Genomic DNA, 16,830 nt, shown 5'->3' on the forward strand with positions numbered 1-16,830 from the left:
CTGCCGGCGGGCAGCGGAGGCCGGGTGTCCGGCTCGGCGGGACCGTCGCTCATCGGGCCGGCTCTCGGCGGTGCCGACGGTCACCCGCGCGGGCGGTCACAGCCCCTCCGCCCGGTCCTCGCCCAGCGCGGTGAGCCGGTCGCGCAGTCGGGACGCCTCCGCCGGACGCAGCCCCGGCACCCGCGCGTCACTGGCGGCCGCCGCCGTGTGCAGCTGCACCGTGGCCAGGTCGAAGGCACGCTCCAGCGGACCGGCGCTCACGTCGACGAACTGCATGCGGGAGTACGGGACGATGGACAACCGCCGGACCAGCAGCCCGTGCCGTACCAGCAGGTCGTCGTCGCGCTCGGCGTAGCCCCAGACGCGGACCGCGCGGACGATGGCCGTGGCCCGCCACGCGCCGAGCACCACCACGAGGGCGAGGGCGAGCCCGAACAGCCAGTGGCCGCTCAGCGCCCAGCCGATCGCGGTCACCGCCAGGCCGATGGCCACCACGACCGCGAGCCGGATCAGCTCCACCCAGATCAGGTTGGTGGAGATCGGCTGCCACCGGACGGTGTCCGGCCAGGGCTCCAGCGGCCCTCGCCCCGACGACTGCGGACCGGAGTGGGTCACCGGGCCCGTGCCCGACGGCAGGAGACCAGGCGACGGCAGGTCGGACGGGGGCGATGCGGCGTCGTACCCGCCGGACGGGGGCAGGGCGCTCGGCGGCAGCGGGGCCGGCCACGACACGTCCGGTGGGGAAGGGTCCGGGCCGAGTGTGCCGGGCGCCGGGAACGCGCCGGGTGGCGGCGCGACGCCGGGCGGCGGCGGACTGGCCGGGGAGGTGGGGTCGGGGGAGGTCGGGCGGTCGACGCGGTCCTCCGCGCTCACCGGCGGGCGCCGTTCCGCACGCCGCGACGCCGCACGATCCGTGCGCCGTGTGCCGCCGCCTCGCCCTGCCCGTCGGCGGCGCGGAGCGCCCCGCTGCCGTGCCTCATCGGTCGCTCGCTGCGCTCGCTCACGTGTCGAGGGTAGGCGATCCGGGCACCGGAGTGACGGCACGAAGGAAGCCGCGAACGTTCAGGAATTCGCCGAGACTGCCGCGGTGCTCGGCGCAGGCCAGCCAGGTCTTGCGCCGATCGGCGGTGTGCAGGCGCGGATTGTTCCACTCCAGCGCCCAGACGGCGGGGGCGCGGCAGCCCCGGGCCGAGCAGACCAGGGGCTCGTCGGCAGGGGAGGGGAGGCTCATCCGGGCCAGTCTAGGGCGGCCGGACGGAAAGCTTGAGCGCCGGGCGGCCACGGGGGGAGCCGCCCGGCGACGGGGTGAATCGTACACACGGCGGGCCGGTCCCTGTCCACCCGTGACACGCGATTCGGGCATTGGACGCCCGCGGCGAAAATCGGCTTCTCCCCACCTCGGCACTCAGGAAGGCGTGCGAGGCTTGATACCGCACCAGCCGCGACGACCGACCAACGCTGTGGAGGACCGGTGGCCCAGCCGACCACGCCCGACGCCCCGACGCCGAACGGGACGGCACCGGACACACCCGCACCGGTGACCACGCCCGCGCAGGACGCCAGCCTGCTGGAGAAGGCGCTCTTCGAGATCAAACGGGTGATCGTCGGGCAGGACCGGATGGTCGAGCGGATGTTCGTCGCGCTGCTCGCCCGGGGTCACTGCCTGCTCGAAGGCGTGCCCGGCGTGGCCAAGACCCTGGCCGTGGAGACCCTCGCCAAGGTCGTCGGCGGGTCCTTCGCCCGGGTGCAGTTCACCCCGGACCTGGTGCCGGCCGACATCATGGGCACCCGGATCTACCGGCAGTCGAGCGAGAAGTTCGACGTCGAGCTGGGCCCGGTCTTCGTCAACTTCCTGCTCGCCGACGAGATCAACCGCGCTCCGGCCAAGGTGCAGTCGGCGCTGCTGGAGGTCATGAGCGAGCGCCAGGTGTCGATCGGCGGGGAGAGCCACCGGGTGCCCGATCCGTTCCTGGTGATGGCCACCCAGAACCCGATCGAGCAGGAGGGCGTCTACCCGCTGCCGGAGGCGCAGCGGGACCGGTTCCTCATGAAGATCGTCGTGGGCTACCCGACCGACGCCGAGGAGCGGGAGATCGTCTACCGGATGGGCGTGACCGCCCCGGAGCCGACGGCGGTCTTCGACACCCCCGAGCTGATCGCCCTGCAACGCAAGGCCGACCAGGTCTTCGTGCACAACGCGCTGGTCGACTACGCGGTGCGCCTGGTGCTGGCCACCCGCGCACCCGCCGAGCACGGCATGCCGGACGTCGCCCAGCTGATCCAGTACGGGGCCAGCCCGCGCGCCTCGCTCGGTCTGGTCCGGGCCACCCGCGCGCTGGCGCTGCTGCGCGGGCGCGACTACGCCCTGCCGCAGGACGTGCAGGACATCGCCCCGGACATCCTGCGCCACCGGCTGGTGCTCAGCTACGACGCGCTCGCCGACGACGTGCCGGCCGACCACATCGTGCACCGGGTGATGTCGACCATCCCGCTCCCGGCCGTCGCGCCCCGACAGCAGGCCACCCCGCCGCCGAGTACCCCGCCGCCGGGCGCCGGCTGGCCCGGGCAGCGGCCGTGACCTCACCCACCCCTCGTCCCGCCCCCGACCGCAGCGAGGCCGTGCTGTCCCGACTCCAGTTGCTGGTCACCCGCAAGCTCGATGGTCTGCTCCAGGGTGACTACGCCGGCCTGCTCCCGGGGCCGGGCAGCGAGGCGGGCGAGTCGCGGGAGTACCGCCCCGGTGACGACGTACGCCGGATGGACTGGCCGGTGACCGCGCGGACCACGACCCCGCACGTGCGGCGCACGGTCGCGGACCGGGAGTTGGAGACGTGGCTGGCCCTGGACCTCTCGGCCAGCCTGGACTTCGGCACCGGGCAGTGGCTCAAGCGGGAGGTGGTGGTGGCCGCCGCTGCCGCCATCACCCATCTGACCGTGCGCGGCGGCAACCGGATCGGCGCGGTGATCGGCACCGGTGGCGGCGCGTCCGCACCGGCGCGACGATGGCGCGGTGGCCCGCCGCCGGCCGGGCCGGGGGTGCTCACCCGACTGCCGGCCCGCTCCGGCCGCAAGGAGGCGCAGGGCCTGCTGCGGGCCGTCGCCGGCACCGCGATCCAGCCCGGCCGGGGCGATCTGGGCGCGCTGGTCGACATGCTCAACCGCCCGCCCCGGCGGCGCGGGGTGGCCGTGGTGGTCTCGGACTTCCTGGCGCCGACCGAGCAGTGGGCCCGGCCGATGCGCAAGCTGCGCGTCCGGCACGACGTGCTGGCGATCGAGGTGGTGGACCCGCGCGAGCTGGAGTTGCCCGACGTGGGGGTGCTGCCGGTGGTCGACCCGGAGAGCGGTGAGCTGCACGAGGTGCAGACCGCCGACCCGCGGCTGCGGCAGCGCTACGCCGAGGCCGCCGCCGCCCAACGGGCCACGATCGCCGCCGCGCTGCGTGGCGCCGGCGCGGCCCACCTGCGTCTGCGTACCGACCGAGACTGGCTGCTGGACATGGTGCGTTTCGTGGCCGCGCAGCGGCACGCCCGCACCCGGGGGACGACACGATGATCCGTTTTCTGCAACCGTGGTGGCTGCTGGCCGTGCTGCCGGTGCTCGCCCTCGCCGCGTTCTACATCTGGCGGCAGCTGCACCGCCGGGCGTACGCGATGCGGTTCACCAACGTGGACCTGCTGCGGACCGTCGCGCCGAAGGGTCTGGGCTGGCGGCGGCACGTGCCGGCGACCGCGTTCCTGCTCTGCCTGCTGGTGCTCGCCACGGCGCTGGCCCGTCCGGCGGTGGACACCAAGGAGCCGCTGGAGCGGGCCACGGTGATGCTCGCCATCGACGTGTCGCTGTCCATGCAGGCCGACGACGTGGCGCCGAACCGGCTGGAGGCCGCGCAGGAGGCGGCAAAGCAGTTCGTGGGCGAGCTACCGGAGAGCTACAACCTGGGTCTCGTCTCGTTCGCCAAGGCGGCCAACGTGCTGGTCCCGCCGGGCAAGGACCGGGACGCGGTGACCGCCGCGATCGACGGGCTGGTGCTGGCCGAGGCGACCGCGACGGGCGAGGCGGTGTTCACCTGCCTGGAGGCGATCCGGTCGGTGCCGGCCGACGGCGCGGCGGGTATCCCACCGGCGCGGATCGTGCTGCTGTCGGACGGGTTCCGCACCTCCGGCCGGTCGGTGGAGGAGGCGGCGGCTGCCGCGCAGGCGGCCAACGTGCCGGTCTCCACCATCGCGTTCGGCACCGACACCGGTCAGGTCGACATCGGTGGGCAGCTCCAGCGGGTACCGGTGGACCGGCTCGCCCTCGCGGAGTTGGCCGAGACCACCGAGGGCTACTTCTACGAGGCGGCCTCGGTGAGCGAGCTGAAGCAGGTCTACCAGGACATGGGCAGCTCGATCGGGTTCCGCACCGAGCCGCGCGAGGTGACCCAGTGGTACGCGGGGTTGGCGCTGCTGCTGGCGCTCTGCGCCGGCGCGCTCAGCCTGCTCTGGTCGTCGCGGATGCTCTGAGGGCGGCCAGGGCAGCGGGCGACCAGGGAAGAGACAGGCAGCGAACGGCCAGCAAAGAGAACGGGCCGGCGGTGGTCAGTGACCGCCGCCGGCCAGGACGAAGACGACGGCCACCCAGACGGCGGCGAGGGTGAAGCCCAGCGGGGCGACGTAGCGGCTCATGGACGGCTCCGAGTGGCGGCTGGACGGTCCGCGTGCGGGGGGCGGACCGCAGGGGGTGGGGACGCGCACACGAAGTCGTGACCGGGCGGCTCCCGGCGACCGTCCGGTGACCGGACGGCGCGGCACGCGCGCCCCGGCGTCAGCCGAGGCGGTGGGGGAGCGGAGCGGGGTCAGCTCGCCAGACTGAGTCGTGGCTCAGCGGGGCTGACCATCGGCCCGGCCACGACTAGGAGGATCGCTATCTCGCACAGCGATCACCTCCTGCAAGTCGGCCGGGCCGGAACGTCGATGAGCGTACACCTGAGCCGGCGCCGGCACGCACTCGGCCGACCGGTCGGCAACCGCTCCACCGCCCGGCCGACGCCCCCGGTCCGGGCGGTCCGCCGACCCGTGTCGACGGCCCGTACGCACGACGGTGACCAGCACCGCGGCGAGCAGGGGCAGCCAGCAGAACCGGGCCAGCACCCACGCCGGACCGTCCGGCGCGGTGTGCAGCCCGGGCAGGGCCAGGCCACCCCGGGCGGTGAGCGCCGTCACCGTGACACGGGTCGCGGGCGTCGCCCCGGGGAGCCGTTTCCCGGCTGGCTCCGGGGGACTACTCGCCGGCGGCGACCAGACCCGTCTCGTACGCCAGCACCACGGCCTGGGCCCGGTCGCGCAGCCCCAGCTTGGCCAGGATCCGCCCCACGTGCGTCTTCACGGTCTGCTCCGCCACCACCAGGTCACCGGCAATCTCCGCGTTGTTGCGCCCCCGGGCGATCAACCGCAGCACCTCGGTCTCGCGGGGCGTGAGCCCGGCCAGGTCGGTGGGGCGGGGTCGGCGGCGGTCCGGGCGGGCCGCGAACTCGGCGATCAGTCGGCGGGTCACCGCCGGGGCGAGCAGCGCGTCCCCGGCCGCCACCACCCGCACCGCCTGCACCAGGTCGGCCGCCGGCGCGTCCTTGAGCAGGAAGCCGCTGGCGCCGGCCCGCAGCGCCTCGTACACGTAGTCGTCCAGGTCGAACGTCGTGAGGATGAGTACCCGGGGGCGCTGCGCCGAGCGGTCGCCCAGCAGCTTGCGGGTGGCCTCCAGCCCGTCCATGACCGGCATCCGCACGTCCATCAGCACCACGTCCGGGTCGAGCCGGCGGGCGGCGGCGACGGCCTGCGCGCCGTCGGCGGCGTCACCCACCACGAGCAGGTCCGGCTGGGCGGCGAGCAACGCGCCGAAGCCCTGCCGGACCATCGCCTGGTCGTCGGCGATCAGCACCTTGATCATGCGTCTCCGCTCTCCGGCTCGTACGGCAGTTCGGCCGCCACCGCGTAACCGCCGTCGGGCAGCAGCCCGGCGGTGAACGTACCGCCCAGTGAGGTGGCCCGCTCCCGCATGCCGGTCAGCCCGTGCCCCGGGCTGCCGTCGGCGGTCGGTCGGGCGTCGGTCGGGGAGTTCTCGACGCGTACTCCCAGACCGGATTGGCGGGCGCGGACGGTGACGCGCACCGCGGCGCCGGCCGCGTGCCGGGCCGCGTTCGCCAGCCCCTCCTGCACGATGCGGTACGCGGCCAGCCCGACCGGCGCGGGCACCCGCCCGTCGCCCAGCGGGTCGACGTCCAGGGTCACCGGCAGCCCGGCGCGACGGGCCGCGTCCACCATCGGGCCCAGGTCGGTCAGGTCGGGCTGCGGAGCGGTCTGCGGACCGGTGGCCTCGCTGCGCAGCACCCCCAGCAGCCGCCGCATGTCGGTCAGCGCGTCGCGGGCCGAGCCGGCGATGGCGGCGAATTCGGCGGCGGCCGGCGCCGGCACGTCGGTCAGCCGGTACGGCGCGGTCTCGGCCTGTACCGCGATCAGCGACATGTGGTGGGCCACCACGTCGTGCAGTTCGCGGGCGATCCGGGTGCGCTCCTCCAGCACCGCGCGGCGCTCCTGCTCCCGCTCGCTCAGCTCGGTCTGCGCGGCGAGCGCCCGCCGGGACAGCCGGTTGCGCCGGATCAGGTCACCGACGATCGCCAGCGCGCCGAGCAGCGCCAGGACGGCGGCCCGGTTCTGGGCGTGCACCAGGGTGAGTACCGGCACCGCGGTGATCGCCACCACCCAGGCCAGCACCGGCCGGTCGACCCGCGCGACGACCACCGCGACCACCGCGACCGAGCCGAGCGCCAGCGGCGGCGTCCACGGTCCGGGCAGGTCGGCCGGCGCGTTGAACGTGCACACCAGCAGGGCCAGCACCGTGAGCCGCCAGGCCAGCAGCGGACGCCGGGGCAGCGCCAGCAGCGGCGCCACGGTCAGCGCCGCGAACAGCACCGCGATCGGAACCGGCAGACCCCAGTTGCTCTCCACGGTGAGCGTGATCCAGAAGAGGCCGAGCGCGGCGAGCAGCCCGACCGGGGCGGCGGGTCGGGCGAGCCGGGGCCAGCGGGCCAGCAGCGGTCGACCGGGCGGGGCGTCCGGGCCCCACAGGGTCTGCCGCAACGCCCGCAGGGCCACGGCGATCGGTTGCCGGTTCACCACCCGGAGGCTACGGGCAGAGCCCATCACGGGGCGTGCCACCAGGGGTTGATCCCGGTGTCGTACCACGGTGTGACGCGGCTCCCGTTAGCGCTTACCTGCCGGTAACGCCTAGGCTCCGACGCGTCCGTGCTGACCATTCGCAAGGGGGAACCGTGGCCCGTACCGTGCTGGTGACCGGGGGTAACCGGGGGATCGGCCTGGCCATCGCGCAGGCCTTCGCCAAGCAGGGCGATCGGGTGGCGGTCACCCACCGCAGCGGCGATGCCCCCGACGGGCTGTTCGGCGTGCGCGCCGACGTCACCGACGCGGCCTCGATCGACGCCGCGTTCACCGCCGTCGAGGCCGAGCTGGGTCCGGTCGAGGTGGTTGTCGCCAACGCCGGCATGACCGACGACACCCTGCTGCTGCGGATGTCCGAGGAGCAGTTCACCGGTGTGCTGGACACCAACCTCACCGGCGCGTTCCGGGTCGCCAAGCGGGCCTCCGGCAAGATGCTGCGGGCCAAGTGGGGCCGGATGATCTTCATCTCCTCGGTGGTGGGTCTCTCCGGCGGCGCGGGTCAGGTCAACTACGCCGCCAGCAAGGCCGGCCTGGTCGGCGTGGCCCGCTCGATCACCCGGGAGCTGGGCAGCCGCAACATCACCGCGAACGTGGTGGCGCCCGGCTTCATCGACACCGACATGACCGCCAGCCTCAGCGACGACCGCAAGGCGGAGATCCGCAAGTCCATCCCGGCCGGCCGGATGGCCAGCCCGGACGAGGTGGCCGCCGTGGTCACCTGGCTGGCCTCGGACAGCGCCGGGTACGTCTCCGGCGCCGTGATCCCGGTCGACGGCGGCCTCGGCATGGGCCACTGACCAGCGCTTCGACTACGTACGGAGGAAACCCTGCATGTCCGGACTGCTCGCCGGTAAGCGGCTGCTCGTCACCGGTGTGATCACCGAGGCTTCGATCGCCTTCTCGGTGGCGAAACTCGCCCAGGAGAACGGCGCGCAGGTCGTGCTGACCGGCTTCGGACGGCTCTCCCTGGTCGAGCGGATCGCCAAGCGGCTGCCCGAGCCCGCGCCGGTGATCGAGGTCGACGTGACCAACACCGAGCACCTGGCCAGCCTCGCCGACCGGGTACGGGAGCACGTCGACGGTCTCGACGGCGTCGTGCACTCGATCGGCTTCGCCCCGCAGAGCTGCCTCGGCGGCGGCTTCCTCGACGCCCCCTGGGAGGACGTGGCGACCGCCCTGCACGTCTCCACCTACTCGTACAAGTCGCTGGCCATGGCGGCGCTGCCGCTGATGTCGGCCGGCGGCGCGGTGGTCGGCCTGACCTTCGACGCGACGAAGGCGTGGCCGGTCTACGACTGGATGGGCGTGGCCAAGGCCGGCCTGGAGTCCGCGTCCCGCTACCTCGCCATGCACCTGGGCAAGCAGGGCATCCGCAGCAACCTGGTGGCCGCCGGGCCGCTGCGTACCATCGCCGCGAAGTCGATCCCCGGCTTCGACCAGTTCGAGGAGGCCTGGGCCGGGCGGGCTCCGCTGGGCTGGAGCCTCACCGACCAGGAGCCGGCCGCCCGGGCCTGCCTGGCGCTGCTCTCCGACTGGTTCCCGGCCACCACCGGCGAGATCGTCCACGTCGACGGCGGCTACCACGCCGTCGGTTCCTGACACTGCTCCGCGACGCTCCCTGGTCGCCGTCCGCGTGATCTACGCGTCCGGACCAGGGGGCGTCGCCGGGCCGTCGCGGCCGAGGGGCGAGAATGGCCCCATGGCGTACGACGCGGTGGTGCTGGTGTCCTTCGGCGGGCCCGAACGGCCCGAGGACGTGATGCCGTTCCTGCAGAACGTGACCCGCGGCCGAGGCGTGCCGCCCGAGCGGCTGGCCGAGGTCGCCGAGCACTACCAGCACTTCGGCGGGGTGTCCCCGATCAACCAGCAGAACCGCGAGCTGCTGGCCGCCGTCCGGGCCGACTTCGCCGCGCACGGCCTCGACCTGCCCATCTACTGGGGCAACCGCAACTGGGACCCGATGCTCGCCGACACCGTGACGCAGATGCGCGACGACGGGGTGACCCGGGCGCTGGCCTTCGTCACCAGCGCGTACGGCGGCTACTCGTCCTGCCGGCAGTACCAGGAGGACATCGCCGCCGCCCGCGCCGCCGTCGGCCCGGACGCCCCGGTGATCGAGAAGATCCGCCAGTTCTGGGACCACCCCGGTTTCATCGAGCCGCACATCGACGCCGTCCGTGCCGCGCTGGGCCAGCTCGACCAGGCGTTGCGGGACACCACCCGGCTGGTGTTCACCGCCCACTCCATCCCCACCTCGATGGCGGCCAACGCCGGCCCGCACGGCGGCCGGTACGAGGCGCAACTGCGGGAGGCCGCCGCGCTGGTGGCCGCTGCCGCCGCCCCCGACCTGGCGTACGACCTGGTCTGGCAGAGCCGTTCGGGCCCCCCGCACGTGCCGTGGCTGGACCCGGACATCAACGACCACCTGGGCACCCTCGCCGAGGGTGGCACCACCAGCGTGGTGGTCAGCCCGATCGGGTTCGTCTCCGACCACCTGGAAGTCGTGTGGGACCTCGACACCGAGGCGCTGGAGACGGCCAAGCAACTCGGCCTGGACTTCGTCCGGGCCGGCACCCCGGGCACCGACCCGCGCTTCGTGACCATGGTCCGGGAGCTGGTCACCGAGCGGACCGACCCGGACGGCGCGCAGCTGCGTCGTCGCCTCGGCGAGCTGCCGATGTGGGACACCTGCCCGACCGTGTGCTGCGTACCGACCCGCCGTCCGACGCCCGCTGGGAGCACCGATGCATGACCGCAAGCCCGTGCAGAGCTGGCTCACCGACATGGACGGCGTGCTGGTGCACGAGGGCCAGCCGGTGCCCGGCGCACCGGAGTTCGTCAACCGGCTGCGCGCCTCCGGCAAGCCGTTCCTGGTGCTGACCAACAACTCGATCTACACCCCGCGGGACCTCACGGCCCGGTTGAGCCGGATGGGTCTGGACGTGCCGGAGGAGTCGATCTGGTCTTCGGCCCTGGCCACCGGCCAGTTCCTCGCCGACCAGCGGCCGGGTGGCACCGCGTACGTCATCGGGGAGGCCGGCCTGACCACCGCGCTGCACGCGGTCGGCTACGTGCTCACCGACTTCGCCCCGGACTACGTGGTGCTCGGCGAGACCCGCACCTACAGCTTCGAGGCGATCACCAAGGCGGTGCGGCTGATCAACGACGGGGCCCGGTTCATCTGCACCAACCCCGACGTGACCGGCCCGTCGGTGGAGGGCGCGCTGCCCGCGGCCGGCTCGGTCGCCGCCATGATCTCCAAGGCGACCGGGGTGGAGCCGTACTTCGTCGGCAAGCCCAATCCGATGATGATGCGCTCCGCGCTGAACACCATCAACGCGCACTCGGAGACCACCGCGATGATCGGCGACCGGATGGACACCGACATCCTCTGTGGTCTGGAGGCCGGGCTGGAGACCATCCTGGTGCTCACCGGCATCAGCAGCCGTACCGAGGCGGAGCGCTACCCGTACCGACCGTCCCGGATCATCAACTCGGTGGCCGACCTGCTCGACGAGGTCTGACCGCGCGGCGCGCTGATGATCGCGCTCGAACATGGATGTGGTGGTCACGCGCGCGCCGGAGGCCATGACATCCTGGATCGAGCGCGATCATGCCCGGCGCGGGCGTGATCGCGGGCGGCGTGGGTCAGGGGCGTAGCGGGGCGTTGCAGGCGGCGACCAGCGCCTGCCGGCAGGCCGTGGTGAGCGGGCGCAGCGCGGCGTCGCGCTGCTGGGCCTCGTAGTTGTTGATCGCGCCACCGGGGGCGGCGTGCCCGGCCAGCGCGAGCACCCGGTCGAGCACCGCGGCCCGGGCGAAGAGCCGGCGGGCCCGCGGGTCGAAGCCGGGTGGCAGGTCGGTGGCGCCGTCCGGGCGGCGCAGCGCGGCCAGCGCTCCGGCCAACTCGGGCCGCCACTGGGCCACGTCGAGCCGGGTCAGCGCGGCGGTGGTCTCGGCCAGCGCGGCGGCCAGCTCGGCCTCCGCCTCGGCGGCGCCGGGCAGCGACAGCGAGGCGGCCGGGGCGTTGGCCGGCAGCGGGTACACCCGCCACAGCACCGTCTCGAAACAGTCCCCCGAGCCGGACGTGTGGCTGCGCACCTGCGGGATCAGACCCAGCCCACCGGCCACCACCGCCTCGCCCGCCACCAGGGCCGCCCCGGCGAAGTCCCCGGGACCGGGCAGACCCCGTGGGTCGCCCGGCGCGGGCAGCACCAGACGGATCTCGTCGGGGGAGAGCTTGGCCAGGGTGGGCAGCGCGGCGCCGAGCGGGACGTCGGTCCAGGTGCCGGGGGCGTCCGCAACGAGGTGCTCCTCGTCACCGGCGATGGCGTCGGCGACCTCGTCGTACGGCACCAGCCCGGCGCGCCACGCGCGCACCCAGGCAACGAACCGGCTCGACCGGCGCGGCGCAAGCGTGGCCGCGCCCGTTGCGGGGGTGGACATGCCGAAAGGGTACGTGGTCATCGGTGGCCGTGTCTCGACTGCCGCTCCGGCCGCCCTTCCTGCCCCGAACTGCCCCCTTCGCCCGATCCGCGCCCGCAGCGCGGCCCGCTGATCCGCGGTTGACCGTCAGCCGCCGGGGCGCGGCGCTGCGACCCCGTCCCGCGTACCTCCCTGAGCGCTGGCGCAGCCGCAGACCTCGATGGGGTGGCGCGGTGTGTCGGGGGGCGGGGTGCTGGTGGGGGCGTTAGCGTGATCGACATGGCGGGGCGATACGGCGAGGACGTGCTGGCGGGGGACTGGCGGCGGCGGAAGGTCACCCCCGAGGTGGATGCCGAACCGGATCTCGTGGTGGAGGACGCCGACTCCGGGTTCTGCGGTGCGGTGGTGGGCTTCGAGGCCGGCGCGGTCGTGCTGGAGGACCGGCACGGCCGGCGGCGCAACTTCCCGCTGCTGCCCGCGGCGTTCCTGCTCGACGGCCGCCCGGTGACGTTGCGCCGCCCGAGCCGCGCGCCGGTGCCGGCGGCCCGCCGACGTACGGCGTCCGGTTCGGTGGCGGTGGACAATGTTCGCGCCCAGGTGGCCAAGGCCAGTCGGATCTGGGTGGAGGGCATCCACGACGCTGCCCTCATCGAGCGGATCTGGGGCGACGACCTGCGGATCGAGGGCGTGGTGGTCGAGCCGTTGGACGGCATCGACGACCTGGACGCCGACGTACGCGACTTCGGCCCCGGCCCGACCCGACGACTCGGCGTGCTCGTCGACCACCTGGTGCCGGGCAGCAAGGAGAGCCGCATCGTGGCCCGGGTCAACTCGTCGTACGTGCTGGTGACCGGCCACCCGTACGTGGACGTCTGGCAGGCGGTCAAACCGGCGGCGCTGGGTATCGCGGCGTGGCCGGTCGTGCCGCCGGGGCAGCCGTGGAAGGAGGGGGTCTGCGCGGCCCTCGGGGTGGCCGAGCCGGCCGACATGTGGCGGCACATCCTGTCCCGGGTGAACAGCTTCGCCGACGTGGAGACCCCCCTGATCAACGCCATGGAACGCCTCATCGACTTCGTCACCGAGCCAGCCTGACCCGACGCCCCGGCGGCGTGCCGGGGCGACGGGCGGGCGGTTCTCAGGGCTCCTGGTCGGGGCTGCGGGTGTAGACGAAGGTGGCGATGTCCAGCGCGACCGCGCGGCCCTGTCCGTCGCGGCGCACCGTGAGGATTTCGCCGTCCTGCCCACCGGCCCGATCCCGCCAGCGGTCCGGGCCCTCGGGAACGAACCGGAGGTTCGGTGCGCCGACCGGGCCGGCGTGCAGGTCGCCGGCGGCGTCCGCGTACACCTCGATGGTGGTGCCCATCCACCACCAGCGGCCGGTCAGCTCGGCGAGTTCGGCCGGCGGCGGGGCGGTGGCCGGCAGCCACGGGGTGACCGGGGCGGGTTCGGCGTCCAGCACCAGCGTGAGCAGTTGCCGGCCCAGCCCGCCGATGTGGCCGGTACGGAAACCGTAGGAGTTGGCGAAGCCGACGACCGCGGTGCGGCTGGGCCGGTGCACGGCCAGCGAGGCGACGTAGCCGGGCATGGAGCCGCCGTGTCCGACGTACACCCGGTCGCCTTCCCGGTGGAGCTCCACCCCGAGGCCGTGCCCGTGGGTCCAGGCCTCCAGGTCACTGATCACCACGGGCGAGCACATCTCGGTAAGCGTCTCGGCGGCCAGCACCGACGGGTCGGGGTCGGCCAGGAACGCCGCCCAGCGGCCCAGGTCCTCGATCGTCGACCAGAGCTGCCCGGCCGGGGCCATCGCCCCGGTGTCGGTACGCGGCTCCTCGCGCAGGGTGTCGTGCCAGGGGTGCACGACGTAGCCACGGGCGAACGGCTCGCTGGCCGCGTACGTGGTGCGGCGCAGGCCCAGCGGGGTGAGGATCCGCTCGTTGAGCAGGTCGGCCCAGGGCGTCCCGGTGAGTCGTTCGAGGACGCCGCCGAGCAACCCGTACGCCAGGTTGGAGTAGTGGTAGGTGAGGTGCGGCGGGTAGGCGACCTTGTCGGGGGTGACCCCGGCGAGCAGGGTGGTGAGGTCCACGCCGGCGGCCCGTTCCCACCAGTCGCCCTCGGGTTCGCGCTGGATGCCGCTGGCGTGCGCGAGCAGCTGACGCAGGGTGAGCGCGCCGACGCCGGTGCCCGGCAGGTGGCGCTCCACCGGGTCGTCGACGGCGAGCCGGCCCGCGTCGCGCAACTGCATGATCAGGGTCGCGGTCATGGTCTTGCTGATCGAGCCCAACCGGTACTGCAGGTCGGCGTCCGGGCGGGGGTGCGCGCCGGCGGTGGCCAGGTGCGCCAGCGTGCCGTCGCACACCACGCCCAGCACCAGCGACGGGGTGTGGCCGTCGGCCTGGGCCTGCGCGACCCGGGCGTCGATCTGCCGGGCGGTCTCGGGCAGCAGCGTCAAGGGGATCTCCTGGGGTCGGGCCGCTGGTCGGTGGCGTTTCGGCGGGCCGGAAAGGGGCCTGGTCGAGCCTACTGATCTTCGGGGGGAGGTCGCGCGTGCGTTTGCGTGTCAGGATCGTGGTGTGGACGCCGTGGTGTGGATCGTTTTGGGTGTGGTGCTGGCGGTCGCCGAGATCTTCACGACGACCCTCTTTCTCATCATGTTCGGGCTCGGCGCCTTCGCCGCCGCCGGTGCCGCCGCTCTGGGTGCGCCGGTGGCCGTGCAGGCCCTGGTCTTCGCGGTGGTGTCCGCGTTGAGCCTGGTGGTGGCGCGACCGGTGATCAAGCGGCACCGCCGTTCGGCGCTGGAGAGCGGCGAACAGCCGTTCGGCGTGGAGGCGATCGAGGGCTCCACGGCGCTGGTGCTGGAGCGGGTGGACGCCGACAGTGGCCTCGTCAAGATCGACGGGGAGCTGTGGAGTGCCCGGCCGTACGACACGACGCAGACTTTCGAGCCCGGCGAGCGGGTTCGGGTGATTAAGGTCCGGGGCGCGACCGCCCTGGTCTGGCAGGACGATGTTTCTTCCGCCGGCGACTTGCCGGAAGCGAGAGGGTGAACGGGATGACAACAGTCGGGGTGCTGGTGATCGCGGTGGCGTTGATCGCCGTGATAACGCTGGCCAAGGCGGTGCGGATCGTGCCGCAGCAGCGCCAGGACGTGGTGGAACGACTCGGCAAGTACAAGCGCACCCTCAATCCCGGCCTCAACCTGCTGGTGCCGTTCATCGACGCGGTTCGCACCAAGGTCGACATGCGGGAGCAGGTGGTCAGCTTCCCGCCGCAGCCGGTGATCACCTCGGACAACCTGGTGGTCTCGATCGACACGGTTCTGTACTTCAAGGTGGTCGACTCGGTCCGGGCGACCTACGAGATCTCCAGCTTCCTCCAGGCCATCGAGCAGTTGACAGTCACCACGTTGCGTAACGTGATCGGTTCCCTGGACCTGGAGCGGGCACTGACCAGCCGGGACGAGATCAACCGGCACCTCTCGGGCGTGCTCGACGAGACCACCGGCCGGTGGGGCATCAAGGTGACCCGGGTCGAGATCAAGGCGATCGAGCCGCCGGCCAGCATCCGCGACTCGATGGAGAAGCAGATGCGCGCCGAGCGGGACCGCCGTGCGGCGATCCTGACCGCCGAGGGCCACAAGCAGTCGGTGATCCTCACCGCCGAGGGTGACAAGCAGTCGGCGGTGTTGCGGGCCGACGGTGACCGGCAGGCCCGGATCCTGCAGGCCGAAGGTCAGGCGAAGGCGATCCGGACGGTCTTCGACGCGATCCACCAGGCAAACCCGAGCCAGAAGGTGCTCGCCTACCAGTACCTGCAGGCTCTGCCGCAGATCGCCCAGGGCAGCGCCAACAAGGTCTGGATCATCCCGGCCGAGCTGACCAAGGCCCTGGAGGGGATGGGTGGCGCGCTCGGTGGGCTGAGCCAGATGGTCGGGGACCTTCCCGCGCCGGAGGCCGCCGACCACGCGAGCCAGGTGGAGCGGGAGGCCGCGGAGGCGGCGCAGGCCGCGGCGGACGCCGCTCAGCAGATCCACGACGAGGTACGCGTCGCCGAGGCGCAGGCCACCGGCGGCAACAAGCCGCAGGGGTTGCCCGCGCCGGAGCCGGTCACCCCGGCCAGCCTGACCGAGGACCCGGCCGACCAGCGCGAGCGCGGCTGATCCGGCACGTCGGCCGGACAGGGCGAGCCTCGAACGGAGGCTCCGGCCCACGGCCTTAATGCGAAAAGTGCTCATGGGGCGCTCCGATGCCTGCCACGATCGGTCCTAGGACGGGTGGTGACCAGGCAATCGGGGCGCCCCGGCGCGTCTCGCACCGCTCGCGGACGAGCGAGGTGACGCATGAAGGATCCGGCGAATCGGATGTGGTCCTCGGCCCCGGTGCCCGGCGCGCACGACCCGGTCGCCCCACTGGGCTCCCGGAGCACCGGTGGAGGATTCGGCGTACTGCCCTTCGTGGGCGAGCCGACCCCGGGCGCCCCGGCCACGAATGCCAGCTGGGCCTGGTCGGTACGCCGGTTCGCGCGGGCCGCGGTGTGGCTGCTGCCCGCGTACGCCATTCTCTACGGCGCGGTGGCGATGGCCAGCGACGGCGGGGTGGGCAACGACCCCTATCCGGCCGACGGCCGGGCCGTGTATCTGATCGGCTGGGTGGCCGCGGTCTGGCTCGGCCTGCTCGCGCTCCTGGCCCTCACGGGCCTGCTGGCCGCCACGCGCAGCCGCCGGGTGGCCGCCGCCGGCCTGCTGATCAGCATCGCCGGAACCGTGCTGATGCTGCCCTTCGCCGGGCTCGAAGAGCAGACGCCGGTCTTCGGCACCACCGCGCGCTCGCTGGTTCTGCTCGGCGCGACGTTCTACAGCGTGGGCTGGTTCCTCACCGGGTGGGCGGTGGCCCGCTCGGGCACCTTCAGCCTCGGCGACGGAATCATGCTGATCATCGCCGCACCGCTGCTCGGCCTGGGAGGTGCCCTGATCGGCTCGCTACAGACGTTCGGCGCGATCTTCGTGCTGATCGCCGGCATCGGCATCGGCTACCGCTCCGGCCGCCTGATGCCCCGCGAAACCGCCCGAGACGCCGCCAACGCCAGCCTGAGCACCCCAAACCCCTGAAGCGCCCGCGCGGGCGTCCTCCCGCTGCCGTTGATCATGAAGTTTATTTTGTTCGACCCGCGCGGTAGGTGCAGAAAAAACAACTTAACAACATCA

The 16,830-nt window shown here is 73.3% G+C and carries 20 protein-coding genes; 11 read left to right on the forward strand and 9 right to left on the reverse strand.

Features of this window, described 5'->3' with window-relative positions:
• Nucleotides 1–96: 96 nt before the first annotated feature.
• The 3 genes from ABZU46_RS25530 to ABZU46_RS25540 form a co-directional block, all read right to left on the reverse strand.
• Complete coding sequence (locus ABZU46_RS25530; RefSeq protein WP_354861719.1) at nt 97–636, reverse strand: PH domain-containing protein; 540 nt, start codon at nt 634–636, stop codon at nt 97–99.
• Nucleotides 637–869: 233 nt separating this feature from the next.
• Nucleotides 870–1,004 carry a hypothetical protein gene (locus ABZU46_RS25535; RefSeq protein ID WP_354861690.1) on the reverse strand — a complete coding sequence of 45 codons (135 nt, stop codon included), beginning with the start codon at nt 1,002–1,004 and terminating at the stop codon, nt 870–872.
• Nucleotides 1,001–1,231, reverse strand: coding sequence for a hypothetical protein (locus tag ABZU46_RS25540; protein WP_354861692.1), 231 nt, complete (start codon nt 1,229–1,231; stop codon nt 1,001–1,003). The genes ABZU46_RS25535 and ABZU46_RS25540 overlap by 4 nt, the downstream gene beginning before the upstream one ends.
• Before the next feature lie 240 nt (nt 1,232–1,471).
• Here ABZU46_RS25540 and ABZU46_RS25545 point away from each other — a divergent pair, with 240 nt between their 5' ends.
• The 3 genes from ABZU46_RS25545 to ABZU46_RS25555 are packed head-to-tail and all read left to right on the forward strand — an operon-like array spanning nt 1,472 to nt 4,499.
• Nucleotides 1,472–2,578 carry a MoxR family ATPase gene (locus ABZU46_RS25545; protein WP_354861694.1) on the forward strand — a complete coding sequence of 369 codons (1,107 nt, stop codon included), beginning with the start codon at nt 1,472–1,474 and terminating at the stop codon, nt 2,576–2,578.
• Nucleotides 2,557–3,552 carry a DUF58 domain-containing protein gene (locus ABZU46_RS25550; RefSeq protein WP_354861721.1) on the forward strand — a complete coding sequence of 332 codons (996 nt, stop codon included), beginning with the start codon at nt 2,557–2,559 and terminating at the stop codon, nt 3,550–3,552. Before ABZU46_RS25545 ends, ABZU46_RS25550 begins: the two co-directional genes overlap by 22 nt.
• A complete protein-coding gene (locus ABZU46_RS25555; RefSeq protein WP_354861695.1) occupies nt 3,549–4,499 on the forward strand; it encodes a VWA domain-containing protein in 951 nt (316 codons plus the stop codon). Before ABZU46_RS25550 ends, ABZU46_RS25555 begins: the two co-directional genes overlap by 4 nt.
• A gap of 75 nt (nt 4,500–4,574) precedes the next feature.
• On the opposite strand, the gene ABZU46_RS25560 is transcribed toward ABZU46_RS25555, so the two are convergent.
• The 4 genes from ABZU46_RS25560 to ABZU46_RS25575 all read right to left on the reverse strand — a co-directional run bounded on the left by ABZU46_RS25560 (nt 4,575) and on the right by ABZU46_RS25575 (nt 7,145).
• Complete coding sequence (locus ABZU46_RS25560; RefSeq protein WP_354861697.1) at nt 4,575–4,730, reverse strand: hypothetical protein; 156 nt, start codon at nt 4,728–4,730, stop codon at nt 4,575–4,577.
• A gap of 126 nt (nt 4,731–4,856) precedes the next feature.
• Nucleotides 4,857–5,198 (reverse strand): hypothetical protein, encoded by a 342-nt coding sequence (locus ABZU46_RS25565; protein WP_354861698.1) that lies wholly within the window; start codon nt 5,196–5,198, stop codon nt 4,857–4,859.
• Nucleotides 5,199–5,256: 58 nt separating this feature from the next.
• Entirely contained in the window at nt 5,257–5,919 is a 663-nt protein-coding gene (locus ABZU46_RS25570; protein ID WP_354861699.1) for a response regulator transcription factor, read from the reverse strand.
• Entirely contained in the window at nt 5,916–7,145 is a 1,230-nt protein-coding gene (locus ABZU46_RS25575; RefSeq protein WP_354861701.1) for a histidine kinase, read from the reverse strand. Before ABZU46_RS25575 ends, ABZU46_RS25570 begins: the two co-directional genes overlap by 4 nt.
• Before the next feature lie 155 nt (nt 7,146–7,300).
• Here ABZU46_RS25575 and fabG point away from each other — a divergent pair, with 155 nt between their 5' ends.
• The 4 genes from fabG to ABZU46_RS25595 all read left to right on the forward strand — a co-directional run bounded on the left by fabG (nt 7,301) and on the right by ABZU46_RS25595 (nt 10,732).
• Nucleotides 7,301–8,005: a 3-oxoacyl-ACP reductase FabG gene (gene fabG / locus ABZU46_RS25580; protein WP_354861702.1), complete on the forward strand. Its 705-nt coding sequence runs from the start codon at nt 7,301–7,303 to the stop codon at nt 8,003–8,005.
• Nucleotides 8,006–8,039: 34 nt separating this feature from the next.
• Complete coding sequence (gene fabI, locus ABZU46_RS25585) at nt 8,040–8,807, forward strand: enoyl-ACP reductase FabI (RefSeq protein WP_354861704.1); 768 nt, start codon at nt 8,040–8,042, stop codon at nt 8,805–8,807.
• A 100-nt stretch (nt 8,808–8,907) separates the two neighbouring features.
• The gene (locus ABZU46_RS25590) at nt 8,908–9,960 is read left to right on the forward strand and encodes a ferrochelatase (protein WP_354861706.1); all 1,053 of its coding nucleotides are present in this window, start codon (nt 8,908–8,910) and stop codon (nt 9,958–9,960) included.
• Nucleotides 9,953–10,732 carry an HAD-IIA family hydrolase gene (locus tag ABZU46_RS25595; protein WP_354861708.1) on the forward strand — a complete coding sequence of 260 codons (780 nt, stop codon included), beginning with the start codon at nt 9,953–9,955 and terminating at the stop codon, nt 10,730–10,732. The genes ABZU46_RS25590 and ABZU46_RS25595 overlap by 8 nt, the downstream gene beginning before the upstream one ends.
• Nucleotides 10,733–10,856: 124 nt before the next feature.
• On the opposite strand, the gene ABZU46_RS25600 is transcribed toward ABZU46_RS25595, so the two are convergent.
• The gene (locus tag ABZU46_RS25600) at nt 10,857–11,651 is read right to left on the reverse strand and encodes a hypothetical protein (protein WP_039908695.1); all 795 of its coding nucleotides are present in this window, start codon (nt 11,649–11,651) and stop codon (nt 10,857–10,859) included.
• 258 nt (nt 11,652–11,909) lie between these two features.
• On the opposite strand from ABZU46_RS25600, the gene ABZU46_RS25605 reads away from it, so the two are divergent.
• Nucleotides 11,910–12,722, forward strand: a complete 813-nt coding sequence (locus ABZU46_RS25605; RefSeq protein WP_354861710.1) for a DUF3097 domain-containing protein — start codon at nt 11,910–11,912, stop codon at nt 12,720–12,722.
• A 43-nt stretch (nt 12,723–12,765) separates the two neighbouring features.
• Here the strand turns inward: ABZU46_RS25605 and ABZU46_RS25610 are convergent, their stop codons facing one another.
• Entirely contained in the window at nt 12,766–14,079 is a 1,314-nt protein-coding gene (locus ABZU46_RS25610) for a serine hydrolase domain-containing protein (protein WP_354861711.1), read from the reverse strand.
• A 121-nt stretch (nt 14,080–14,200) separates the two neighbouring features.
• On the opposite strand from ABZU46_RS25610, the gene ABZU46_RS25615 reads away from it, so the two are divergent.
• From ABZU46_RS25615 to ABZU46_RS25625, 3 genes are all read left to right on the forward strand, one after another.
• Nucleotides 14,201–14,674: an NfeD family protein gene (locus ABZU46_RS25615; protein WP_354861713.1), complete on the forward strand. Its 474-nt coding sequence runs from the start codon at nt 14,201–14,203 to the stop codon at nt 14,672–14,674.
• Nucleotides 14,675–14,679: 5 nt separating this feature from the next.
• Nucleotides 14,680–15,786, forward strand: a complete 1,107-nt coding sequence (locus tag ABZU46_RS25620) for an SPFH domain-containing protein (RefSeq protein ID WP_354861715.1) — start codon at nt 14,680–14,682, stop codon at nt 15,784–15,786.
• Between the two features lie 180 nt (nt 15,787–15,966).
• Nucleotides 15,967–16,734 carry a hypothetical protein gene (locus tag ABZU46_RS25625; RefSeq protein WP_354861717.1) on the forward strand — a complete coding sequence of 256 codons (768 nt, stop codon included), beginning with the start codon at nt 15,967–15,969 and terminating at the stop codon, nt 16,732–16,734.
• Nucleotides 16,735–16,830: the final 96 nt, after the last annotated feature.

The organism is Micromonospora sp. NPDC005197, from assembly GCF_040608295.1.
Taxonomy (GTDB): Bacteria; Actinomycetota; Actinomycetes; order Mycobacteriales; family Micromonosporaceae; genus Micromonospora.